The following is a 24,101-nucleotide window of genomic DNA, read 5'->3' as shown; positions in this document are numbered from 1 at the left end:
AATCCAACAAACTGTTATCATTTGGCGGTTTACCCTAAATTAACGAGAATAATAAATGAGACGACTCGCTATCCCCTTACAGGGCGCGCAAATGCTATTTGTGGCCTTCGGTGCCCTAGTACTAATGCCGCTACTTACAGGGCTCGACACCAGTGTGGCATTGTTTACCGCAGGTATCGGTACCCTACTCTTCCAATTGATTACTAAACGCCAAGTGCCTATCTTCCTCGCATCTTCCTTCGCCTTTATTGCCCCCATACTTTATGGCGTGCAGACTTGGGGAATTCCATCCACAATGGGCGGCATTATGGCCGCGGGCGTGGTCTACGTCATGCTCGGCGCCTTAGTTAAAGTGCGCGGCACTGACTTTATTCACAGACTATTGCCCCCAGTCGTAGTGGGACCTGTGATCATTATTATCGGCCTTGGCTTAGCCCCCGTGGCAGTGAATATGGCATTAGGCAAGAGTGGTGATGGTAGCTTGACTTTAGTCGCTACAAATACGGCGTTATTTATTTCGCTCGCATCGCTTGGTACCACTATCGCGGTGGCGATTTTCGCAAAGGGCCTACTCAAAGTGATGCCGATTTTAGCAGGTATTATAGTAGGTTACAGTTTAAGCCTAGCCTTTGGTATTGTTGATTTTGCCGTCGTGACCGCTGCAAGCTGGATTGCTATTCCTAAATTTGTCGCGCCAGAATTAAACTGGTATGCCATCGCATTTATGATCCCAGTGGCAATCGCCCCTGCGGTAGAACATATAGGTGATATTCTGGCGATATCCAACGTCACGGGTAAAGATTTTATGAAAAAACCCGGCCTGCATCGCACGCTAACGGGTGACGGGATTGCCACAATTGCAGCCGCAGCCTTTGGTGGTCCACCGAACACAACTTACTCTGAAGTGACAGGTGCAGTAACCTTAACCCGAAATTTTGATCCTAAGATCATGACTTGGACTGCCATTACCGCCATCACTTTAGCCTTCGTTGGCAAACTAGGTGCGCTGATGCAAACTATCCCCGTCCCAGTGATGGGCGGTATCATGTGTTTGCTATTTGGTTCCATTGCCGCAGTTGGCCTCAACACCCTTATTCGTAATCATGTGGATTTATCAGAGCCACGTAATTTAAGTATTGTCGGTGTTACCTTAGTCTTTGGTATCGGCGGCATGGCATTTGGCATAGGTTCATTCAGTCTGACTGGTATTAGCTTGTGCGGTATTGTCGCTATTACCATGAACTTACTATTACCCGCGACTAAGCCACACAATAAACACCACGAGTCTGATGTGACGCCTCATTAATCACGGCTTGAAGACTCGATCAATTTCGAAGTAGGTCGTTGAAAAATGACCACTTTATAAAATTGATCGTTTCTTAAGAAACCACCATAAAAAAGCCGCCGTGATATCAATCACGGCGGCTTTTTTATGAAGCAATATTTTTATGAAGTAAGAATTAACTCTTACTCTTCAGTCTTGATCTTAGCGGCAGCCGCTTTGATCAAAGGTTGTAATTCGCCTTTTTGGAACATGTCCACTACGATATCACACCCACCGATCAACTCGCCTTCAATCCACAATTGTGGAAAAGTCGGCCAGTTAGCAAACTTAGGTAATTCTGCGCGAATGTCTGGATGCTGAAGAATATCCACGAATGCAAACTGCTCGCCGCAGTTAATCATGATCTGAGCTACCTGTGACGAGAAGCCACAGCTTGGTAACTTAGGAGAGCCTTTCATATAAACAATGATAGGGTTTTCCGTGATCTGCTGCTTAATTTTCTCTACTGTTTCCATTTTGATTCCTAAGTAGGATGACGTTGACTCAATGCGACTATTGTACGTCAGCTAGACGCAGAACAAAATCCCACAGTTTGTAAGGTTATGTCGACATTTGATTTTTCGATGGCGTCTATCTAGTCAATTAGCTAAACAATGATTCACATCACAAATTTTATCGGTACAATAGTCCTAAGTGAGCACGTTTAAGAAACGATAACCTAAGACCATGGAGAGATACTAATGGCTTTCGAATTACCCGCATTACCATATGCAAAGAACGCACTAGAACCACACATTTCTCAAGAAACCATAGAATACCACTACGGCAAGCACCACAACACTTATGTTGTGAAACTAAACGGCTTAATCGAAGGAACTGATTTCGCTGGCAAATCTTTAGAAGATATCATCAAGACTTCTACGGGTGGCGTATTTAACAACGCAGCTCAAGTGTGGAACCACACTTTCTACTGGAACTGCTTAGCCCCTAATGCTGGCGGCGAACCAACAGGCCCAGTTGCTGATGCAATCAATGCCGCTTTCGGTTCATTCGACGCATTCAAAGCGCAATTTACTGATTCAGCAGTAAACAACTTCGGTAGCGCTTGGACATGGTTAGTGAAAAAAGCCGATGGCACTCTTGCTATCGTTAACACTAGCAATGCAGCGACGCCACTGACTGACAGCACAGTAACGCCAATCATGACAGTTGACGTGTGGGAACACGCTTACTACATCGATTACCGTAACGTGCGTCCTGACTATCTTGCCCACTTCTGGCAATTAGTTAACTGGGACTTCGTTAACCAAAACTTCGCAGGTTAATTCATTTAACCTAACGTTGTTTACTGCCGAATGAGCAGTGGGTTAATCCCAGTAAAAAGAGCCCTAGTGGCTCTTTTTTTATGCCCCTCGTTTGCCGCCCATCCCTTATCCTACCGATTCATCCTCCGCTAACTACAAGTGCAATAATTGCGTTTGCAACTATTTGTTATTGTTTTTATTTGATATTTTTTTGACACAGATAGTGAGTTTGTGTCTAAGATTAGAGTAGGAGGCTGGCTAGCCAGTTATCCGTTCCATGACATCACTGGCGTTTCAGGGGGTTTATATGGGCATTTTCGAGCATTACCAAAAGCGCTACGAACAAAAACTCGATGAAGAATATTCTTTGCAGGAGTTTCTGGACATCTGCAAGGGAGATCGCAGCGCTTACATGTCAGCATCAGAGCGACTACTGCTTGCAATTGGTGAAGCAGAAGTCATTGATACCGCAAAAAATCCAACACTTAGCCGTATTTTTTCGAATCGACTTATTTCACGCTATCCCGCATTTAAAGATTTCTTCGGCATGGAAGACGCCATAGAGCAAATTGTGGCTTACCTAAAGCACTCGGCTCAAGGATTAGAAGAATCCAAACAAATTTTATACCTACTGGGCCCAGTGGGCGGCGGTAAGTCATCGCTCGCCGAAAAACTCAAAGCCCTAATGCAAAAAGTACCCATTTACATTCTGAGCGCAAATGGGGTACGTAGCCCAGTCAACGATCACCCCTTCTGCCTGTTTGATGTGGAAGAAGATGGACAGCTGTTAAAAGATGAATTCAACATTCCCAACCGTTATCTGAAAACTATCATGTCGCCTTGGGCGGTAAAACGTCTGCATGAGTTTGGTGGCGATATCTCCAAATTTCGCGTGGTAAAAGTCTTTCCATCCATTCTGAACCAAGTGGCAATAGCGAAAACTGAACCTGGTGATGAAAACAACCAAGATATTTCGTCCCTTGTCGGTAAAGTCGATATTCGGCAACTCGAACATTTCTCCCAAGATGATCCCGATGCTTACGCCTATTCAGGCGCATTGTGCCGTGCAAACCAAGGGGTGATGGAATTCGTCGAGATGTTTAAGGCACCAATTAAAGTGCTGCATCCACTACTGACTGCGACGCAAGAAGGTAACTATAACGGCACAGAAGGCTTATCGGCCTTGCCCTATAGCGGGATTATTCTGGCTCACTCAAACGAGTCCGAGTGGTCAACCTTCAAAAACAACAAAAACAACGAAGCCTTCCTCGACCGTGTTTACATAGTCAAAGTGCCATACTGTTTACGGGTCTCAGAAGAGCTGCAAATCTATCAAAAACTGCTAATCAACTCTGAGTTATCGAAAGCGCCCTGCGCTCCCGGCACCTTAGAAACCTTAGCGCAATTTAGTGTGTTGTCACGCATCAAGCCGCCTGAAAACTCCTCCATCTACTCTAAGATGCGGGTATATGACGGTGAAAGCCTGAAAGATACCGATCCTAAGGCTAAGTCTTACCAAGAATACCGTGATTACGCAGGTGTCGATGAAGGCATGAATGGACTATCCACCCGTTTCGCCTTTAAGATTTTGTCGCGGGTATTTAACTTCGACCATTCAGAGATCGCCGCCAACCCAGTACATTTATTCTATGTCCTCGAACGACAAATTGAACAAGAACAGTTCCCCGGCGATACCGCCGAACGTTATCTTGAATTCCTAAAAGGTTATTTGATCCCTAAATATGTGGAGTTTATCGGTAAAGAGATTCAAACCGCTTACTTAGAGTCTTACTCTGAATACGGCCAAAATATCTTCGACCGCTATGTTACCTACGCCGATTTTTGGATCCAAGATCAAGAATACCGCGATCCAGAAACAGGCCAGCTATTCGACCGCGCCGCCCTCAATGCTGAACTTGAAAAGATTGAGAAGCCCGCGGGGATCAGCAATCCTAAAGATTTCCGTAATGAAATCGTTAACTTTGTGCTGCGCGCCCGCGCGAACCATGAGGGTAACAATCCGCTCTGGACCAGCTACGAGAAACTTCGCACTGTGATCGAGAAGAAAATGTTCTCCAACACAGAAGATTTACTGCCTGTTATTTCCTTTAACGCCAAAACGTCGAACGACGATCAACGCAAACACGATGATTTCGTCAATCGCATGATGGAGAAAGGCTATACCAAAAAACAAGTCCGACTCTTGTCTGAGTGGTATTTACGAGTTCGTAAATCTTCTTAAACTTGCGCTAACTAAGTACAGGGCTTTGGTGTTGCCAAAGCCTTCGCTGGGTTTTGGGAGGTGCGTATGGCGAACTTTATCGATAGACGGTTGAATGCGAAAGGAAAAAGCACAGTCAACCGCCAACGCTTTATCAATAGATATAAGCAACAAATTAAAAAAGCCGTCAGCGATGCAGTGACTCGTCGCAGCGTAACGGATGTAGATAAAGGCGAAAAAATCAGTATCCCAACACGGGATATCAGTGAACCTATGTTTCACCAAGGCAAAGGCGGTGTCAGGGATAGAGTGCATCCCGGTAATGACCAATTTACCCGTGGCGATAAAATTGACCGACCACCTGGTGGTTCAGGCGGCGGTTCGGGCAAAGGCGAGGCCTCAAACTCGGGTGAAGGCGACGATGACTTTGTGTTCGAAATCTCTAAAGACGAGTATCTAGAGTTATTGTTTGAGGACTTAGAACTCCCCAATCTACAAAAAAATCGCCTCAATAAACTGGTGGAATACCAAATCTACCGTGCTGGGTTCACCAATGATGGCGTCCCCGCTAACATCAATATTGTCCGTTCATTACGTTCATCCCTTGCTCGTCGCATTGCGATGTCGGCCAGTAAAAAGAAACTATTAAAAGAGTTAGAACAAGAGCTTGCTGAACTGGAAAATATTCCAGGCACTAAGGCCGAGTTGATTTTGGATTTAAAAGCCCAAATTGAGGAGTTAAAACAAAAGATTGCCAGAGTGCCGTTTATCGATACCTTCGATCTATGCTTTAATAACTATTCCAAAAGGGAAATCCCTTCTAGTCAAGCTGTGATGTTCTGTTTAATGGATGTGTCTGGTTCTATGGATCAGGCAACTAAAGATATGGCAAAACGCTTCTATATCTTGCTGTATCTGTTCCTCACTCGTACCTATAAAAATTTAGAAGTGGTTTACATTCGCCACCATACCCAAGCCAAAGAAGTCGATGAACACGAGTTCTTTTACTCCCAAGAAACGGGCGGCACCATAGTGTCCAGTGCATTGAAATTAATGCATGAAATTCAACAAGCATGCTACCCCGCCGATGAATGGAATATCTATGCGGCACAAGCATCCGACGGGGATAACTGGGCCGACGATTCACCTACCTGTAGGCAATTATTAGAACAAAAAATATTGCCACTGGTGCGCTACTACAGCTATATCGAAATCACCAATCGCGCCCATCAAACCCTGTGGCGCGAATATGAATCCCTGCAACAGCATTACGACAACATCGCCGTGCAGCATATACGTCAAGCCGAAGATATTTACCCTGTCTTTAGGGAGCTATTCAAGAAACAAGCGGTTTAAGGGGGCACTATGGGGATAACTAAATCAACATCTTGGACACCACTGAGCGATGGTCCCGACTGGAGCTTCGAGCTACTTCAGGACTACCTCAAGGAAATTGAGCGGGTGGCAGCGCTCTATAAACTCAGCACTTACCCAAATCAAATTGAAGTCATCACAGCAGAACAGATGATGGATGCGTATGCTGGCATAGGCATGCCCATAGGTTACACCCATTGGTCTTTCGGCAAACGTTTTATCGAAACCGAGCAAGGTTACAAACGTGGCCAAATGGGGCTCGCCTATGAAATTGTGATTAACTCTAACCCCTGCATCGCTTACTTAATGGAAGAAAACACCATCACAATGCAGGCGCTGGTGATAGCTCACGCCTGTTTCGGACATAACAGCTTTTTTAAAAACAATTACTTATTTAAGACATGGACAGATGCGAGCTCGATTATTGACTACCTTGTCTTTGCTAAAAACTACATAAGTGACTGCGAGCAAAAATACGGTGTAGAACAAGTCGAAAGCGTCATAGACTCCTGTCATGCGCTAATGAACTACGGTGTCGATCGTTATAAACGTCCCTCTGAAATCTCATTCAGGGAAGAACAAGCAAGACAAAAGGATCGCGAGGCTTACCTTCAAAGCCAAGTAAATGATTTATGGCGCACGATTCCGACCCATCAACATGAGCAGTCTCAATCGAAAAAACGTCGTTTCCCCGCCGAACCGCAGGAAAATATTTTATATTTCATCGAGAAAAACGCTCCTTTGCTTGAACCATGGCAAAGGGAAATAATCCGTATTGTGCGTAAAATGGCGCAATATTTTTATCCGCAAAAACAAACTCAAGTCATGAATGAAGGCTGGGCAACCTTCTGGCATTACACTATCTTGAATCACTTGTACGACGATGGCGTGGTCACTGACCGCTTCATGATCGAGTTTTTGCAAAGTCATACAGGCGTTGTGGCCCAACCCGATTACAACAGTCGTTATTACAGTGGCATCAACCCATACGCCTTAGGTTTTGCCATGTTCACCGATATTCGGCGTATTTGTGAAAATCCAACCGATGAAGATAAAGCTTGGTTTCCCGACATTGCTGGCAGCGATTGGATTGAAACCTTACACTTTGCGATGCAAAACTTTAAAGATGAAAGTTTTATTAGCCAATATCTCTCACCTAAAGTTATCCGCCAATTTAAATTGTTTGGTATCCATGATGATGAGAAACGCAATTATCTTTCGGTATCTGCAATCCACGATGAACGGGGCTATCAAGATATTCGCCAGTTACTATCACAACAATATAACCTGTCTAATATTGAGCCAAATATCCAAGTACATAATGTGGAAATCAACGGTGATCGATCCTTAACCTTACATTATGTGCCAAATAACGATATTCCCTTAGCCAATAGCCATAAAGAAGTATTAAAGCATTTACATCGATTATGGGGTTTCACTGTCACCTTAGAGCAAAAAAATGCAGATGCGAGTATTAGCGTCTTAGCATCCTGCCCTGAAGCCAATAAACCAGAATAATAAGCACAATAAAAAGGCCGTTTCCAATTGAAACGGCCTTTTTGTTTATTTAGCGCTATCTTAACGCAATATCACTCACAGAGATTAATGATCTTGAGCAATAGAAGCTGGCATATCTTCGCGTAATTGTAACCACATCTTACCGCTATTCATGCCATAGGTACGCATTAGCGCAGAGACATCGAGGTAATTTTTCGCCTGAGCCAACAGTTCTAATTCTTTGTAAAAGTTCAATGCTAATAAACGCGCATCTGAGCTGGTAAAGTAATAACGACCAACTCGACTATACAAACCTTTAAATCCGTTTAATATCAAAACGTAAAGTGGATTTCCAGACGAAAACGCTAAGGTGTGATGCAGTAAGTAGTCAAATTCAGCATAGGATTCAGCCGTATCTTCAAGCTGGTGAATCTTTGCAAGTACCTCCACAGCGGTATCCGGGTTATAACGCAAAGCACCGCGAAAATAGATAGCACTGACGTTCGTTCTAGCTGACAAGAGTTGGTCAACCAATACCGGAAAACCCTCGGGATTCAAATCAGCAATAGTCTCAAGGATGTTTAAGCCTGAAGTTTCCCAAAAGTTGTTAACCCGTGTTGGTTTGCCATGCTGAATTTTCAACCAACCGTCACGCGCCAAGCGCTGTAGCACCTCACGCAGAGTGGTGCGAGTCACACCAATCAATTCTGAAAGCTCACGTTCAGCCGGTAAAATGGACCCTGGAGGAAATTTGTTTTCCCAAATTGATCTCACAATATACTTCTCTGCAAAACTTGCAGGTCCTTTGGCATTGATAATCATCAGCCCACTTATCCAGTTGTTGTGCGTCGTAATGGTCACTGATCATACCAGAGCGGTAAAAAATGGAAACCATTCACTTAAAATCACTGTGTTATCGCCGTGTAAATGTCACAGAATCGTTCAAAAAAACGACCAAGGTCAATACAGGATGGGCCAATTTTGCCGCTTAGCTCCGCTTTTTGAAATGTCGGTATCAGTAACTCATTACATTAGCTTTCTCTTTAGGCTAGACTCATTTAACTAACGCAGGTATTGATAATAATCACGTGCAATTTTTAACATAATTAGAAGAGAGGCTGCCATGCCGGCGACAATGAGTCAGGCGTTTATTGGGAACTTCTTAGGAAATTCTCCTAAGTGGTACAAAACCGCAATACTGTCATTTTTAATTATCAATCCAATACTCTTTTTCTATGTCGACCCCTTTGTGGCTGGTTGGGTATTGGTGCTTGAATTTATTTTTACCTTAGCAATGGCATTAAAATGCTATCCATTACAGCCCGGCGGATTATTGGCAATTGAAGCCGTCGCGATCGGAATGACATCGGCAAGCCAAGTCTTACATGAAATAGAAGCCAACCTCGAAGTATTATTACTCTTGGTATTTATGGTCGCTGGTATATATTTCATGAAGCAATTGCTGCTATTTGGCTTCACGAAAATCATTACTAAAGTGCGCTCTAAAATTTTAGTGTCATTAATGTTTTGTTTGGCTTCAGCCTTTTTATCAGCCTTCTTAGATGCGTTAACGGTTATTGCCGTCATTATCGCGGTCGCTGTGGGTTTCTATTCTATTTACCACAAGGTCGCTTCTGGAAAAGATTTCGGCGCCGATCACGATCATACCTCTGAAGGTAAAAATGATGATGGTGAAGATCAGTTAAACGAAGAAGAACTCAGTGCATTCCGTGGTTTCCTACGTAATCTGTTAATGCATGCGGGTGTGGGTACTGCGCTGGGCGGCGTGTGTACTATGGTCGGTGAACCACAAAACCTTATTATCGCCGCGCAAGCAAATTGGCAATTTGGTGAATTCGCCGTGCGTATGTCACCCGTTACTGTTCCAGTATTAATCTCGGGTATCTTAACTTGTTACTTAGTTGAAAAATTTGGCATTTTTGGTTATGGCGCTAAGTTGCCAACGGCCGTTCATCGGATCTTATGTGAATATGCCGCCCATGAAGATGCGCGCCGTACCAATAAAGACAACATGAAGTTAATCGTCCAAGCCTTAGTGGGTGTCTGGTTGATCGCAGGACTTGCATTACACTTGGCTTCTGTGGGCCTAATTGGTCTTTCTGTGATTATTTTAACCACAGCCTTTAACGGCGTTACCGATGAGCATGCCCTCGGTAAAGCTTTCGAAGAAGCACTGCCTTTTACCGCGTTATTAGCTGTCTTCTTTGCGGTTGTTGGCGTGATTATCGACCAGCACTTATTCGCACCAGTGATCCAATGGGCACTGAGTTATCAAGGCAATACTCAGTTGGTGATTTTTTATATCGCCAACGGATTGCTGTCTATGGTGAGTGATAACGTGTTCGTCGGCACTGTGTACATTAACGAAGTGAAAGCGGCATTGATTAACGGTCAAATCAGCCGTGATCAATTCGACTTGCTGGCCGTTGCGATTAATACTGGAACTAACTTACCTTCGGTTGCCACGCCCAATGGTCAAGCGGCGTTCTTGTTCCTACTAACCTCAGCCCTAGCGCCACTTATCCGCTTATCCTATGGCAGAATGGTATGGATGGCATTACCTTACACTATCGTGCTGTCTATTGTAGGTGTCATGGCGATTCAAACGGGTTTCTTAGAACAAGCCACCCAATATTTCTATGATTCCCAGATAATCATCCATCACAGCGCTAGTGAAGTTTTAGAGCCGATGACTGGACATTAATCTTCTTTATTGACTGAACTTTATTTAATAAGTAGAGTCCAAAAAACGCCCCATGTCTGAGGGCGTTTTTTGTTGATATGGAGCTCACTTTGACTGTAATGACTCGCTTTGCCCATTCCCGTTCATCTTGGTTTATTCTCGCAGGCACAGCCCTTGGGTTAGAAGCAGCCGCCCTGTATTTTCAATATGTCATGAAACTGGAACCCTGTGTCATGTGTATTTACCAAAGACTCGCTATTTTTGGTTTATTGGCAGCAGGCCTCATTGGCATGACAGCCCCAAAATATCGAATAGTAAGGATCTTAGCTGCCGTGCTCTGGGCCATCAGTGCAACTTGGGGATTAAAACTAGCTTTATCGCTCGTAGATATGCAAGCCAACCCATCCCCTTTTTCAACCTGCTCATTCTTACCTGAATTTCCAGCTTGGATGCCATTACACGAATGGTTCCCTGCCGTTATGATGCCTACTGGCATGTGTACTGATGTACCTTGGGTCTTTATGGGTGTAACGATGCCCGAATGGATGGTAGTTGCCTTCAGTGGCTTCTTAGTCGCTTGGTTACTCTTTATTGTGCCTGTCCTAAGTGGTTCAAATAAACCGTCTCTTTATAAATAACAAGTTTGAGATAAGGCAGGCATAAAACCTGCCTTTTTATTGACGATTGTATTCCACTTATCCCATTCAATCCTCGCAACTTAAACATATGCCAATAGCAAAACAGTGAGAAAGCGCTACACTGGCTCAATGAAAAGTGGTGATTTGGAAACTGGGGATTATGGGAAAAAGTTCGACATCTGAGCCACGCACGCCATTAACCCAATGGCAAAACAGTTTGCCATTCAAATTTAGCCTTATTCAGCTCGTCATTGCCGCTATTTTGATTTGTAGTACAGCTTGGGTCATGCTGAGCATTCAACGCCAACAAGTTCTTGATCAGCAAGCCGTGTTAAACCAAAACTATGGCCAGTTGATTATCGCCAAACTGCAAGAAATGACTTCACAGGTTGAAACCGTAGTCGACTCTATTTCCAGTATTGCCAAACTTTACCGCTATGATCATGAGCAACTGGTGAAAACCATTCCCACGTTGCTGAAACTCGATAGTCAACAACGCATCATCTCTGGCGGTGGCGTCTGGCCGGAACCCGGCGCGTTTAATCAGCAAAAATTTCGAGATAGCCTGTTTTGGGCACACAATGTAAACGATGAATTAGTCGCCATTGATTCCTATAACAAAGACACATTCCCAAGCTACCACACCGAAGAATGGTATCGCCCGACGCGCTATTTTCCTGCTGGTAAAATTTTCTGGTCAAAATCTTATTTCGATCCGACAACCCATGAGTCAATGATCACAGCCTCAGGCGCTATGTGGATGGACCATCAGTTTATTGGTGCCGCCACTGTGGATATCAGTTTAGAAAAGCTCAATGTGCTATTACGCAATACTATGATTAATGTCAGAGGCTATGTCATAGCCTTAGATCATCAAAACCAAGTACTCGCCTATCCAGATGCCAATAACGATCTTAAGCATCAAACCAATACCAATCATTCTTTCGTCACCTTCAATCATCTCACCAGCCAACAGCCAGATTTCAGCCCCGTCGAAGTCGCATTACAGAGTGCAGATAAAGCCTTTATAGAAGCGGCGATTGCCGAGCGCGTTTTTACCCAAGAACAGATGCAGCATCTAACGAGACTAAGTCATCAAAATGAGCGTGACATGTTAGCGGCCATCGTAAATAACAATGCCTTAAATCATTTTACTGTCCCGAAATTACTGACGTCGGTAACTTTGACCCATGATCCAATCCTTAAAACGGCATCTCTCGTTTCGGTATTTCTCATGCCAAATACCTATTGGAAGGTACTTGTCGTCACCCCAATTTCACCGCTGCAGGATACCGCTAAACATTTAATCGAAAAGGTCGGCGTTTATTTAGTCTGTATTCAACTATTAGGCTTAATTCTATTATTCTTACTCCAGCACCGACTATTTATCACCCCCATTATTGAAATCGTCCAAGCCTTAAAACGTAATGATTCCGCCTCTATCGAACTCAAAGCCAATAACAGCCATGACGAAATTGGCTTATTGGCAAAAACATTCCTATCGCGTACTCGACAACTTGAAGTGGCAATGGCGAGCTTAGATGCGAGTAACCTGGCACTAGAACAGCAATTGCAGAGCCAAAATCTGTTTCAACTGGAGTTAAAGCGCCATAAAGAACAATTGAGGGCTTTGCTTAAATTTTCTCAAAATCTCATCTATATCAAAGATCTTCACGGTAAATATATTCTAGTCAATGACAAATATTGTGAAATCTTAGGTATAGAACGCAGATGCATTATTGGCACCTCTGATTTTGAGATATTTCCCAGCCAATTTGCCCACGAGTATCAACAAAATGATCGACGCGTTCTGCATAATCATGAAGCCATAAACTTCGAAGAAGCTATTCCATCGCCCCTAGGCAATCTTATTTATATCGTGACTAAATTTAAGATCAAAGATGATGACGATACCGTTATTGCAGTCGGTGCTATCGCCTTTGATATCACCTTACAAAAAATTAAAGAGCAAGAACAAGAAAAGTTACTTTTAGGGCAAGTCGAGGCGCTTAATCACCTACAAGAACAAGTTCGCCTCAGTAATCAACATAACCATGAACTCTATCTGCTCCAAGACAAATCAACCCAATTGCTTGAGAAACATCATCAACTCAATCTCAGTCGTGAACAAAGCCAACAGCTAATGCAAAATTTTCTAGCTGAAATGATGACGCAAATTATGCATGAGCAAGATCAGCTACTCGCCAAAGTGTGCCAACTTCAGCCAATAGATAATGCTAACGACCAAAATCAGATCACCGAAATCATGGTGACTCAGGCAGATAAATTGCGACATATTGCCCAGTTATTAACGAATTATCAAAATGACATTCGGCCACTGCATCTCGCACAATTTATGCGCCATCTCTTAGGGTTGCTAAAGGTACAATTAGCTAAAACAAATGTGGAAATAGCGTTAAATTGTGAAGAAAATATCATCATTGATGGCCCTTCATGGCAATATTTGCAGCTGTTTTATCGTCTAATCACCAACACGTTGAATCATGCATTTAAAGCTCACAATGAACAGCGTGAAATAACCATTAATATCGACAAGTCGAGCGAAGAGTTACACATCAGTATTATCGATAATGGGATAGGTATGACAGAGCCGCAACTCGCACAGTTACGGCAAGAACTAGCGCAAGAACTCTGCCTTGGAACGCTGACCTGTATAAATCTGTGGCTTAAAAATGATCTCAATGGCAGCCTTAGCATCAGTAGCCACTTGAACCAAGGCACACACATTCAATGTCGTTGGCCACTGAGTACAGATTTAGAACCGCAATAAACAAAGGTGCGTTATTGATCTAACCATGCCTTGGCTTGGCTATGTTCATCGGCGGTAAATACCTTTACCGGACATGGCAGCATGCAGGCTAGTGCATTAACCATAGCATTTGTTTGAGTGGCATTGGCAATCATCACGACCCTTGAAAAATCACTTAAATGAAATAAACCTAATACCGCATCATCCCACAGGGCCCCAACGGATATACCTTCAAATTCAGGGGAAAACTCGTACCAAAGGCGAATGCTGGCGTGGTCTTGCAGCTTGGCTTCTATGGCGGGAACCAAATAGCCTTCAACATCCCCATGGTTAACACGGCCAGATGCGACCACTGCCAATATATCATCAGCATGACCCGAAGAAATCGTTAGCATTGAACACTCCTTATCAATACATGAAGGGAAAAATAGTTAAAGCTCATACACTAAAGATACACAGACAATGACATAAATGCGGGAAAGATGGGCTTTTTATTTTAAGCTAACACCATTTTATACATACACATCAGCAATGCAAATGACGCCAAAAGGAGCGAATCCACAGCGATAACTCGCATAACCCAGTAACAAAACTTAGTCGCAGAACTCGATGAAAAATGGTGACCATACGAAATAACATGAGGTGAAGCAAAGAGAAGATATTTACCTCACACTCAAGGCTGCTACTGCTCGAGGTTAACAATAAGTGTGAGGAAACACATGGTACTCAAACGATGGTGATTTACGCTGCTAAAAAATAGTATTAGTCCTGACTTACCTAAAATCATGCATTAATAAATAATCTAATTGCTATTCTGACTAAGCACTCACTTGAAGTTTAGCGATTTCTTGATCGAACAAATTCTTAATCAAACTAGAAAACTCAGTAATAAATAAAGTCTGTGCGGGAGTCGCTTTATGGTTGGCAACTGAAGCTAAAATCTCTTCTAAATCATACACAATTGCATCCACTTCACGGATAATCACATTACGTTGCGTAAAAGACAACGATGGATTTTGGCCACACACCATAATGATCTGTGCCGACAATTGCTCTTCAAATAATTCCATCACAGTATCGTCTGAAACTACCTCTGAACTTGGTGTTTCAAATAAGCCAAGATGTTCAGTTAAATACTGGACCAAATGCATGTAACCATCTTTATCTGTGACCATTTTTTACCCTTTAAACTCATTAACTTAATATCTATTGTGATGCTATTAATAGCACATCAGAAAATATCAAAGAAGCCAAAAGCTCGGCTTCTTATCAAGATCTCGCATACGCCACTTATTTAACTCTAGCCTATCTTCGATAACAGACGTATTGATCTATACCAATCTTATTGAAGTTACTGAGTTAAGGTTAGTACAAATGACACAGGAACAGCTTGACTAATGCTCGATAAACCCGCAATTTCACGTAATTTATCAATCCCAGCAACAAGATCAAACTCATTGGCATTAACAATTACCGGTTGAAAACTGTTCACTAAAAGTTTGTTATCAGAAACTTTAGTGATAATCACCGAAAAAACCTTAGTTTGCGATTTGCCGTGTAACGCAATTTTTCCATCAATATCAAAAACTTTACTCTCACCGACGCCAAGATTTTTTAGTATCTTAGGGTCTACTTGTGATGACAGTTTCAGCTCTGGATACAAAGACACTTCAAATAACAAATTTTGCATCCGCTCATCGCGGACATCAATACCCGTTGCCACACCGATTAGTGGAATTGTTAATTCAAATTGACCGTTATCTTTTAGCGTACCTTTGAGTTGTTTAAAGTGATGGACTTCACCTATATCACCTTTCTTTACCGAAATAAAACTGACTCGCGAATCTTGTTCCATCACTTGCCATTGCGCGGCACAGCTAAAACTGGCCATAGCAGATAAGGCGACAATTCCCATCCATTTCTTCATCATATCCGTCCTTAAAGAGTGAGTTTAAAAGCCATGTCGTAAAGAAATTCGACATCCGCAACAGGCTAAAATCCTGCCCAGTTAAACGTGATCAACATCACCTAACTTAAGCTAAAGATACTCTGTTTATCCATTAGCGACCAGTAAACTATGATTCATACGCGCACTAACCATTTATCTAAGCTATTGGCAAAAGCCTGTTTATCTGCTTGAGAAAACGAATCAGGCCCGCCAGTGTGCACGCCAGAACCGCGCAAATCTTCCATAAAATCGCGCATCGTCAGCTTTTGTTTTATGTTATCGACGGTATAAAGCTCGCCACGGGGATTGAGCGCCAAGGCGCCCTTTTCAATGATTAAAGCCGCTAAGGGAATATCCGCGGTGATCACTAAATGCGTCGGTTCAACATGATCGACAATATATTGATCGGCCACATCAAATCCCGCACCGACTCGAATTTGGCTGATATAGGGAGATGGCGGTACGCGGATCATTTGATTAGCCACCAGCACCAGCGGCAGGGCTTTGCGCTCCGCCGCCCGAAACAGGATTTCTTTGATAGGATTAGGGCATGCATCCGCATCAACCCAAATTTTATAATCACTCAATGTCTTTTAACTCTGTTGTTAGGTTCACGAGCTCAGTTTTATGCCGAGCTATCGTACTATGCACCGTACTAAGGCGCTAAACGATCGATTTCCCACTCGGCATCATGGCGGGTATACATAAAACGATCATGCAGCCTATGTTCTCCACCCTGCCAAAACTCGATACTCGAAGGTCTCACTAAGTAACCGCCCCAAAAACTGGGTAAAGGCACATCGCCCTTGGCGAACTTAGCTTTCATTTCGAAGAATTTGCCTTCAAGGACTTGTCTAGCGCTGAGTTTACTCGACTGCTGCGATACCCAAGCCGCAATTTGGCTGTCCTTAGGACGGGTCATAAAGTATTTAAGCACTTCAGCGGTGGACAGTGCCTGCGCTTCTCCGAGCACCGATACTTGACGCTCTAGAGGATGCCAAGGGAAATGCAAACTGACTTTATTATTAGCAGCAATTTGCTGTGCTTTGCGGCTGCCAAGGTTAGTAAAAAATACGAAACCTGTGTCATCAAAACGCTTAAGTAATACTATTCGTTGAAAAGGTTGGCCGTGCTCATCCACCGTCGCCACACACATGGCGGTGGGATCGCTAAGCTCTGCATCCCTCGCCTGCATCATCCACAGTTCAAACAAATCCATCGGATTTTGCGGTAAGTCGGCACGTCTTAAGCCGCCTTTGGCATACTCGCGGCGGATATCACTGAGATCTGTCATAGGGTTTCCTTAAGCAAACGCCAAAAAATTCACATGAGTTCAGGGATCAGCACTTCAGCCTGAAGCTGCTGATAGTGGCTAAAACCAATGTCATAACCTTGCTCGGTCGTTAATGAACACCGCCCTAAGCATAAATGGGCAGGAAATCCCTGCGTTGAGTCGTCGGTATTAAAGCGGATTGTGTCCCAACTGACAGGAGCAAACAAGGTTAATAGACGCCCCAATAGATCTTGCGGATACTGTGCTAAATCCAGATTCGTTTCAAAGCTCACATAGGAGCTAGCGCACGCATTCTCGCTTTGAGGCGTAATATGCAAGGTAACATAATATTTGCCCCAAATACCGTTCATCGAAAAGCCTGACGGATCAAATAAATGGGCGTCAATCTCAAATTCAGGGAGTAAATCGTTAAGTTCGAGTGCAGCGCAAATCTCATCTTTACTCTGCGAGCCGCCATTAAGATAGTCGGCAAATTCGCCACGAATATGGTACATCAACAGCTCACTGGTTTGATCATCCTTTGGTGCTCGATAATCACTGTCAGAGCAAAAAAAATAGTGATGATGGCTGTCGAGATGACCCACTCGAAAGGCTTTACCGGTGATACGTTGGCGCAGTTTGCCAATATCCTCAGCAAAACTCGTGGTTTGCAGATGAGCTTGGTATTCGTTTTTACGCTGATAACTCACCAATGCCATGGCAGGCACGCCAAGCGCGCCGATAAAGTAACAAGCGGCGTCCACTAGGGTACTGTTACCACAGGTGAGCATGACAAATCTGTCGTGCCATACAAACAAGCTGGATTCACTCAACAGATAAGCATCACAGTCCGCATTACTTAACTGCGACAGTATCTCGGCGTGGGCACAGTTGACTAAGGCAGACCAAAAACTCACATCGAGTTCTCGTAAATTCGGCGCAGACGCCGTCACGATAATCTCGAGTTTTTTTTCTGAACCTTCAAAAAACATCAACCCTTTGACCTCATGATCGTCACTCATCCTTTACTTGATCCTAGAACAACGCGATTTTACACGACTAAAACGGCAATAAAAATGAAAAATCTGTCCTTATAAAAACAAAAATCAGCCGAGGTTACCCAAGGCTGATTTATTTTAACACGCTAGAAATTAAGAAAAATCTTCTAAATAGGTATAGCCTTTCAGCCCTAGTTGCAATTCTTCTAAAATTTGTGCGCGTTCACCTTCGGCGATATGCAGATTCACTAACTCTTCATAAGTGCGCATAAAGGCCACCGCATCTAAGTTAACGTAACGCAATACGTCAGCAACCGTGTCACCCGCCAATACAGATTCGATATTAGTCACACCATTATCTTCGATGCGAACCACTGCTGAGTTTGTATCACCAAACAGGTTATGCATATCACCCAAGATTTCTTGGTATGCACCCACAAGGAAGAAACCAATCAGGTACGGGCTATCCGCACTCCATGCTGGCACTGGCAGCGTGGTTTCAATCCCTTGACCATCAACGTATTGATCGACAATACCGTCAGAGTCACAGGTGATATCGAGCATGACAGCACGGCGCTCAGGGGCTTTATCTAAGCCCGATAACGGCAATACTGGGAACACTTGGTCAATACCCCAAGCATCCGGTAATGACTGGAATAATGAAAAGTTAACAAAGAACTTATCAGCTAACTTTTCATTGAGTTCATCAATGATAGGTCTGTGATAACGGTTTTTCGCACTCAATAGCCCTTGCACTTCATGACACACGCGCAGGTTAGCTTGCTCAGCCCACGCACGCTCCGCTAAGGTCAATTGACCTAAAGCGAATAGCGAATGCGCTTCTTGTAAGTCACTTTGACTATCGTGGTAAATCTCAATCAAAGCACGTTGATCGGCGCGGCCGCTGATCTCAGACCATGAATGCCACATGTTATGCAATAACTGTGGTGAATCTTCCGCTGGCGGTTGAATATCTTCAGGCTGATAAGCTTCAGTACCGATAACATCGGTGATAAGCACAGCATGGTGCGCCGTTAAGTAACGACCCGATTCTGAAATAATACGTGGCATAGGTTGCTCGTATTCATTACAGATGTCAGTCAATACGTTAACTATGTTGTTAGCGTATTCAGTCAGGCCATAGTTCATCGAGTTATTACTTTGGCTACGAGTGCCATCGTAATCCACCGCTAAACCACCACCGACGTCGAAGCAGTTAACGCTTGCGCCTAATTCACGTAATTCACAGTAGAAACGACCCGCTTCACTCACACCTTGGCGAATATCACGGATATTAGCGATTTGCGAACCTAAGTGGAAATGCAGCAATTGCAGCGAATCCAGCATATCGTGTTGCTTAAGTTGCTCTACAACCAGCAAAATTTGCGCAGCAGATAAACCGAACTTAGATTTCTCACCGCCGCTCGCCTGCCACTTGCCTTTGCCTTGGAATGCTAAACGTGCACGTAGACCTAAACGCGGTGTCACACCCAGACGTTTAGATTCCGCTAACACCATTTTCAGTTCAGACAGTTTTTCTAAAACGATGTAAACCTTGTGGCCTAACTTTTCACCAATCAGTGCTAAACGGATATATTCATTATCTTTATAACCATTACATACAATGACTGAACTGGCTTTTTGCGCCATGGCTAACACAGCCATCAGCTCAGGCTTACTGCCCGCTTCTAAACCCAGTTGTGGTACTTCTTTTGATGCCTGACTCGCCAGGATCTCTTCCACCACAGTTTGCTGTTGGTTTACTTTAATCGGGTAAACCAGCAAATAGTCCGCCTGATACTCGTACTTCTGTATCGCTTGGTCGAATGCTTGGCACAAACTGTTCACTCTGTGGTGCAGGATCTGCGGAAAACGAACTAGTACAGGTAAAGCGACTCCCGCCTTAACCATGTCTTTGGCTAGCTCATTTAAGCCAATCTTGTAATCAGGATTTTTGGGGTCCGGTGACACAGTCACCTCACCTTGATCGCTAATCCCATAAAAACCTTGGCTCCAGTGAGTAACATTGTACCCAGCACGAGCATCATCAATAGACCAATCATTCATTATTATTTAGCCCGTCTATTAAAAAATGGGTTAAACGGTTATGGCTTAATAGCACAACCGCCCGTTCGACAAACCCAGGCAAAGGGACACCTTACCTGACATACACGAAGGTAGATTTTACCTTCTCCTTAATGCCGCAACGTCACGCTAGTGTAAGTGACATTGCTGCGATTTTCATTAATAGCGCTAGAGACAACTCATCTTAGCGCAATACATCGTATCATATTGACGGGAAAGCTGATTCCCTTACCTCAGTAAAGCTATCTTTACTTGCCTCGCTTGCATTTATCCTCAGGCTAAAGGGCGAAAATACCGCCAAAAAGCCAAATAAGATCCTGAGTCGCATCCTTAAAACATCAAGCTAATAAGTAGCTTAAAGACGTTCAAAAGAGGTTAAGACCTTCAGAAACCGATAACACAAGTAGAAAACGAAAACCGATAACACTGAACTAGCGAAAACGCCAAACCAGCTTATCGCTAGGCAAGATTATTTTAACAGGGGACTATTGGCTTCTTCGCGGCCAGAATTGATGCGGATCAACGTGAGATGCTTAAGGCCAGTATCATCGTATGGTACGACAATCGAGCGTTGGCATTGTGACACTTTTAGGCAAAGTGCAAAAAATGGATGCTTGTGCATTAGCTAATAAAAACCCTCTTAACCCCATGTAACTACATCTACTGTTAATTACACGGTTAATGACTGGTGAACCATAAAACCTTTATTACTCACGTAATATTTGTAATGTCTGCAACGAGCGGAATCGTTGAACGGCGCAATTAAACCGCGCAATGTCACAGAATGCAAGCAAGAATCTCATTTAATCTTTTACATTAAAATATAATAAACACCTGCTTAACAATCACCCGCCACCCATTGGTTTTAAATAGAGTAATATTAGTTAGTTAACCCATAAACGTCGTACGAGTCTGTTCAATATTTTTTATATCACCTTTGTCACTTTTATTGACATTTACCCCTGTAAATATCCCTGATTTTTGTGTGTCACTCAAGTGATACACATTTGCCAACATTAAGCGAAGCCAAACAACCAATATCACGGCGCCAAACCCGCCACAAATCAGTGGTTCCTCCGAGACACAATGCGTGGTCAAGCCTGCGCTAAGTGGCGACTCACACACGCTAAGATAAAGCTCAAAGACAATAATGCTGCAGTTTCAGCACCGAAGTGTATAATCGCAACCGAATCACATTCCATTATGCACAGAGAGATCCATGGTACAGATAGGTAAAACCTGCAAACTTGAGGTTGTAAAACAAGTCAGCTTTGGCGTGTATTTAAACGCCCACGAATTAGGGCAAGTACTGCTGCCAAACAAAGTCACCCCAAAAGACTGCCAAGTCGGTGATCTGCTTGACGTGTTTCTGTATCTAGATTCTGAAGATATCGTGATTGCTACCACTCGCCGTCCATTGGCACAGGTAGGCGAATTTGCCTATTTAAAAGCCGTTGCAACCGGCCCTTATGGCGCCTTTTTAGACTGGGGCTTAGATAAAGATTTATTACTGCCCTTCGGTGAGCAACATAAGCCTATTGAAGAAGGCCGCTCATATCTGGTCTATGTACACGCCAACCGCGCCGATGAACGCATCATGGCCTCATCAAAAATCGATAAGTTCCTCGATAAGACTGAGCCTGAGTACACAGTTGGTGAGCAGGTCGATTTATACATCGGCGGCACCACAGATTTAGGCTACAAAGCCATTATTAATCATGCCCATTGGGGCGTGATTTACGAAAACGAAGTGTTCCAAAAACTGCGTTTCGGCCAAAGACTCAAAGGTTTCATCAAACAAGTGCGCCGCGATGGCAAAATCGATCTTGTGCTGCAACAAGGCAGTAAACAAGAGTTAGATAAGCACGCCCACATCATTCTGATCAAACTCAAACAGGCTGGCGGTTTCTTAGCCCTGACCGATAAAACCGATGCTGAAATCATTTACGATCAGCTTGGTATGAGTAAAAAAGCCTTCAAAAAAGCCATAGGTGGCTTATTTAAGAATGGTCAACTGAGCATAGATAATGATGGTTTGCGTTTGACTGAAACCGCAGAATAATCAACTCTATTCAGTACTTAGCGTTAAAATTGTACAGTTTACCATCACTAAGGCTGAGTTTGACTGACAACTCCTAGGATATTAAGCATGGCTCTGTTATAAACAAAGCCATGCTTTTTTCTTTGGAGCTTATATGGAACTCACGTTACACGAAGCCAGAGTCATCGGATGCCTGCTTGAGAAAGAAATCACCACCCCCGAGCAATATCCACTCTCGCTAAACTCATTGACCTTAGCCTGCAATCAAAAAACCAGCCGCGAGCCCGTACTCGAACTCAGTGAAACCCAAGTGCAAATCGCCGTTGATTCCCTAAATCGGAAACGTTTGATCAGCGAACAGTCGGGATTCGGCAGCCGCGTCGTTAAATACAAACACAGGTTCTGCAATACCGAATTCAGCGAACTTCAACTGTCCCCCGCCGCACTCGCCATCGTCTGTTTGTTGCTATTACGTGGCCCGCAAACACCGGGAGAACTACGGACCCGCAGCAACCGCCTACACGAATTTAAAGACGTGATCGACGTGGAAGATTGCATCCGTCAATTAATGAGCCGTGAAAAGCCCTTCTTAAAACAATTACCCAGAGAAGCTGGTCGCCGTGAATCCCGTTATGTGGAATTATTCTCTGCCGCCTCATCGCAACTCGAAACTGCGAGCCAAACCGTCGCCCATGTCGCTGTGTCTGTAGACGCAGAGCCACTTGAATTAGTGAGCAGAGTGACAGAGCTTGAACAACAAGTCGCCGAACTGACGCAAAAGCTCGATGAATTAATCGCCTCATTGAGCTAATTAGCGATAGATAATGACTGATAAATACCGATGGATAATAAGTGCTATGTGGGCAACATGGCACTTATGGACCAATCCACTGTCTACCCAAGGGTGAGAAACTGAACCGCACCAACATAGTCGCGCCAAGCACCATAGCCCCTGAACCTAGCGCAAAAAAGAATAGAGACAGCACATGACCAATAATCCACCCAGCAGTTTCAACAACATGTTTATTATCGCCATGTTTGAACTGCGCAAATTTTTATTTAATACCCGCGGGATCATCGCCTTGGTCGCCTTTGGTTTAGTTTGGGGTGTACTTCTGCTTTACCCCATTCAAAGTGCATCGGCCATGTTATTGCAGCCCAATGTAAAAGATATCATCGACAGCTTATTTGGTGCCAATACCCTCAATGTGCTCTTTGAGTGGCCCGTAGCCGAAATGGCGGTGTTTTGGTGTTTTGCGCTGTATTTGTTTCCACTGTTCAGTATTCTTATCGCCGCCGATCAGTTCTCATCGGATAAAACCCGCGGCACGCTGCGCTTTTTAACCATACGCACTAGCCGTGACAGCTTATTGTTCGGGCGTTTCCTTGGCCAAATCCTGATCCAAGGTTTACTGATCCTATTAACGATTATCGCCACTGTCGCCCTCGCGCTCAGCCGCGACAGCCAACTGTTTTTATCTGCGTTAACATCTGGCGCCTTGGTGGGTCTTAACCTCATCATAGTGATCTTGCCCTACACGGCTGTGATGACTTTATTGTCCCTGTATGCGCGCACGGCACGCCAAGCTATGGTGTTTGCCACCATTTTATGGACAGTGATTTCCATCACTATCGTGGTGTTAGCGAATCAATCTAGCCTACTCGCACAACTCCAGTGGGTATTACCCGGTGCTCAACTGTCGAACATGCTCAATACTGAAGAATCCCCTGATGATTTACAAATAAATCATCAAATTAGGGTGGAAGCGCATCTTGTTGCATGATCAAATGGTTTCGCTAAAAACTACACTTGGACAACAAGATGCGCGAAGCCAATATCCTACAACATTCTTTACACCAATACTGCCCAGAACTTCACCTAAAACGATTAAACAGCTTGATGCTGGCCTCTAAGGCACTGATTGAATGTAAGACACTGACCTTGACTGAGTTAGGTCGAAAT

General features: G+C 43.8%; 21 protein-coding genes and 1 pseudogene. 12 read left to right on the top strand and 10 right to left on the bottom strand.

The genetic code is table 11. The features are described from left to right. Positions 1–55: 55 nt before the first annotated feature. On the top strand, positions 56–1,306 hold the full coding sequence (locus L5M10_RS11960; protein ID WP_028760316.1) for a uracil-xanthine permease family protein: 1,251 nt from the start codon (positions 56–58) through the stop codon (positions 1,304–1,306). A 161-nt stretch (positions 1,307–1,467) separates the two neighbouring features. Here the strand turns inward: L5M10_RS11960 and grxD are convergent, their stop codons facing one another. Next, positions 1,468–1,800, bottom strand: a complete 333-nt coding sequence (gene grxD / locus L5M10_RS11955) for a Grx4 family monothiol glutaredoxin (protein ID WP_011846572.1) — start codon at positions 1,798–1,800, stop codon at positions 1,468–1,470. Between the two features lie 225 nt (positions 1,801–2,025). Between grxD and sodB the strand changes: the two genes are divergently transcribed. From sodB to L5M10_RS11935, 4 genes are all read left to right on the top strand, one after another. Further along, a complete protein-coding gene (sodB, locus tag L5M10_RS11950) occupies positions 2,026–2,610 on the top strand; it encodes a superoxide dismutase [Fe] (RefSeq protein ID WP_028760317.1) in 585 nt (194 codons plus the stop codon). A gap of 286 nt (positions 2,611–2,896) precedes the next feature. Then, positions 2,897–4,831, top strand: coding sequence for a PrkA family serine protein kinase (locus L5M10_RS11945; RefSeq protein WP_263255302.1), 1,935 nt, complete (start codon positions 2,897–2,899; stop codon positions 4,829–4,831). 66 nt (positions 4,832–4,897) lie between these two features. After that, the gene (locus L5M10_RS11940; protein WP_263255301.1) at positions 4,898–6,166 is read left to right on the top strand and encodes a YeaH/YhbH family protein; all 1,269 of its coding nucleotides are present in this window, start codon (positions 4,898–4,900) and stop codon (positions 6,164–6,166) included. A gap of 9 nt (positions 6,167–6,175) precedes the next feature. After that, positions 6,176–7,702 (top strand): SpoVR family protein, encoded by a 1,527-nt coding sequence (locus tag L5M10_RS11935; RefSeq protein ID WP_198572694.1) that lies wholly within the window; start codon positions 6,176–6,178, stop codon positions 7,700–7,702. An 84-nt stretch (positions 7,703–7,786) separates the two neighbouring features. On the opposite strand, the gene fadR is transcribed toward L5M10_RS11935, so the two are convergent. After that, the gene (fadR, locus tag L5M10_RS11930; protein WP_028760321.1) at positions 7,787–8,503 is read right to left on the bottom strand and encodes a fatty acid metabolism transcriptional regulator FadR; all 717 of its coding nucleotides are present in this window, start codon (positions 8,501–8,503) and stop codon (positions 7,787–7,789) included. A 301-nt stretch (positions 8,504–8,804) separates the two neighbouring features. Between fadR and nhaB the strand changes: the two genes are divergently transcribed. The 3 genes from nhaB to L5M10_RS11915 all read left to right on the top strand — a co-directional run bounded on the left by nhaB (position 8,805) and on the right by L5M10_RS11915 (position 13,814). Next, positions 8,805–10,406 (top strand): sodium/proton antiporter NhaB, encoded by a 1,602-nt coding sequence (gene nhaB / locus L5M10_RS11925; RefSeq protein ID WP_028760322.1) that lies wholly within the window; start codon positions 8,805–8,807, stop codon positions 10,404–10,406. 89 nt (positions 10,407–10,495) lie between these two features. Next, positions 10,496–11,023, top strand: a complete 528-nt coding sequence (dsbB, locus tag L5M10_RS11920; RefSeq protein WP_028760323.1) for a disulfide bond formation protein DsbB — start codon at positions 10,496–10,498, stop codon at positions 11,021–11,023. Between the two features lie 160 nt (positions 11,024–11,183). Next, the gene (locus tag L5M10_RS11915) at positions 11,184–13,814 is read left to right on the top strand and encodes a PAS domain-containing protein (protein WP_263138243.1); all 2,631 of its coding nucleotides are present in this window, start codon (positions 11,184–11,186) and stop codon (positions 13,812–13,814) included. 11 nt (positions 13,815–13,825) lie between these two features. Here the strand turns inward: L5M10_RS11915 and L5M10_RS11910 are convergent, their stop codons facing one another. The 8 genes from L5M10_RS11910 to L5M10_RS11875 all read right to left on the bottom strand — a co-directional run bounded on the left by L5M10_RS11910 (position 13,826) and on the right by L5M10_RS11875 (position 20,719). Next, on the bottom strand, positions 13,826–14,188 hold the full coding sequence (locus L5M10_RS11910; protein ID WP_028760325.1) for an STAS/SEC14 domain-containing protein: 363 nt from the start codon (positions 14,186–14,188) through the stop codon (positions 13,826–13,828). 423 nt (positions 14,189–14,611) lie between these two features. Further along, positions 14,612–14,968, bottom strand: coding sequence for a DUF3802 family protein (locus L5M10_RS11905; RefSeq protein WP_113938764.1), 357 nt, complete (start codon positions 14,966–14,968; stop codon positions 14,612–14,614). Between the two features lie 176 nt (positions 14,969–15,144). After that, entirely contained in the window at positions 15,145–15,720 is a 576-nt protein-coding gene (locus tag L5M10_RS11900) for a YceI family protein (protein WP_263255321.1), read from the bottom strand. 155 nt (positions 15,721–15,875) lie between these two features. Continuing rightward, positions 15,876–16,328: a YaiI/YqxD family protein gene (locus tag L5M10_RS11895; protein WP_006081277.1), complete on the bottom strand. Its 453-nt coding sequence runs from the start codon at positions 16,326–16,328 to the stop codon at positions 15,876–15,878. Positions 16,329–16,396: 68 nt separating this feature from the next. Further along, entirely contained in the window at positions 16,397–17,035 is a 639-nt protein-coding gene (gene pdxH / locus L5M10_RS11890; protein ID WP_028760328.1) for a pyridoxamine 5'-phosphate oxidase, read from the bottom strand. 29 nt (positions 17,036–17,064) lie between these two features. Further along, positions 17,065–18,006, bottom strand: coding sequence for an S-adenosylmethionine decarboxylase proenzyme (locus tag L5M10_RS11885; protein ID WP_263255320.1), 942 nt, complete (start codon positions 18,004–18,006; stop codon positions 17,065–17,067). 159 nt (positions 18,007–18,165) lie between these two features. Further along, positions 18,166–20,079, bottom strand: coding sequence for a biosynthetic arginine decarboxylase (gene speA / locus L5M10_RS11880; protein WP_028760330.1), 1,914 nt, complete (start codon positions 20,077–20,079; stop codon positions 18,166–18,168). Positions 20,080–20,566: 487 nt separating this feature from the next. After that, entirely contained in the window at positions 20,567–20,719 is a 153-nt protein-coding gene (locus L5M10_RS11875; RefSeq protein WP_011846564.1) for a hypothetical protein, read from the bottom strand. A 597-nt stretch (positions 20,720–21,316) separates the two neighbouring features. Between L5M10_RS11875 and L5M10_RS11870 the strand changes: the two genes are divergently transcribed. The 4 genes and pseudogenes from L5M10_RS11870 to L5M10_RS11855 form a co-directional block, all read left to right on the top strand. Beyond that, on the top strand, positions 21,317–22,159 hold the full coding sequence (locus tag L5M10_RS11870; RefSeq protein ID WP_006086322.1) for a S1 RNA-binding domain-containing protein: 843 nt from the start codon (positions 21,317–21,319) through the stop codon (positions 22,157–22,159). A 133-nt stretch (positions 22,160–22,292) separates the two neighbouring features. Continuing rightward, positions 22,293–22,949, top strand: a complete 657-nt coding sequence (locus L5M10_RS11865; RefSeq protein ID WP_263255300.1) for a YceH family protein — start codon at positions 22,293–22,295, stop codon at positions 22,947–22,949. A 175-nt stretch (positions 22,950–23,124) separates the two neighbouring features. Further along, a complete protein-coding gene (locus L5M10_RS11860; RefSeq protein ID WP_317630141.1) occupies positions 23,125–23,922 on the top strand; it encodes an ABC transporter permease subunit in 798 nt (265 codons plus the stop codon). 38 nt (positions 23,923–23,960) lie between these two features. Further along, positions 23,961–24,101, top strand: a pseudogene (locus L5M10_RS11855) (IS4 family transposase); the annotation flags it as partial.

Source organism: Shewanella sp. SM32, from assembly GCF_025654235.1.
In the GTDB taxonomy this organism is placed as follows: Bacteria; Pseudomonadota; Gammaproteobacteria; order Enterobacterales; family Shewanellaceae; genus Shewanella; species Shewanella oncorhynchi.
This window is presented reverse-complemented; position numbering and strand designations above follow the sequence as displayed.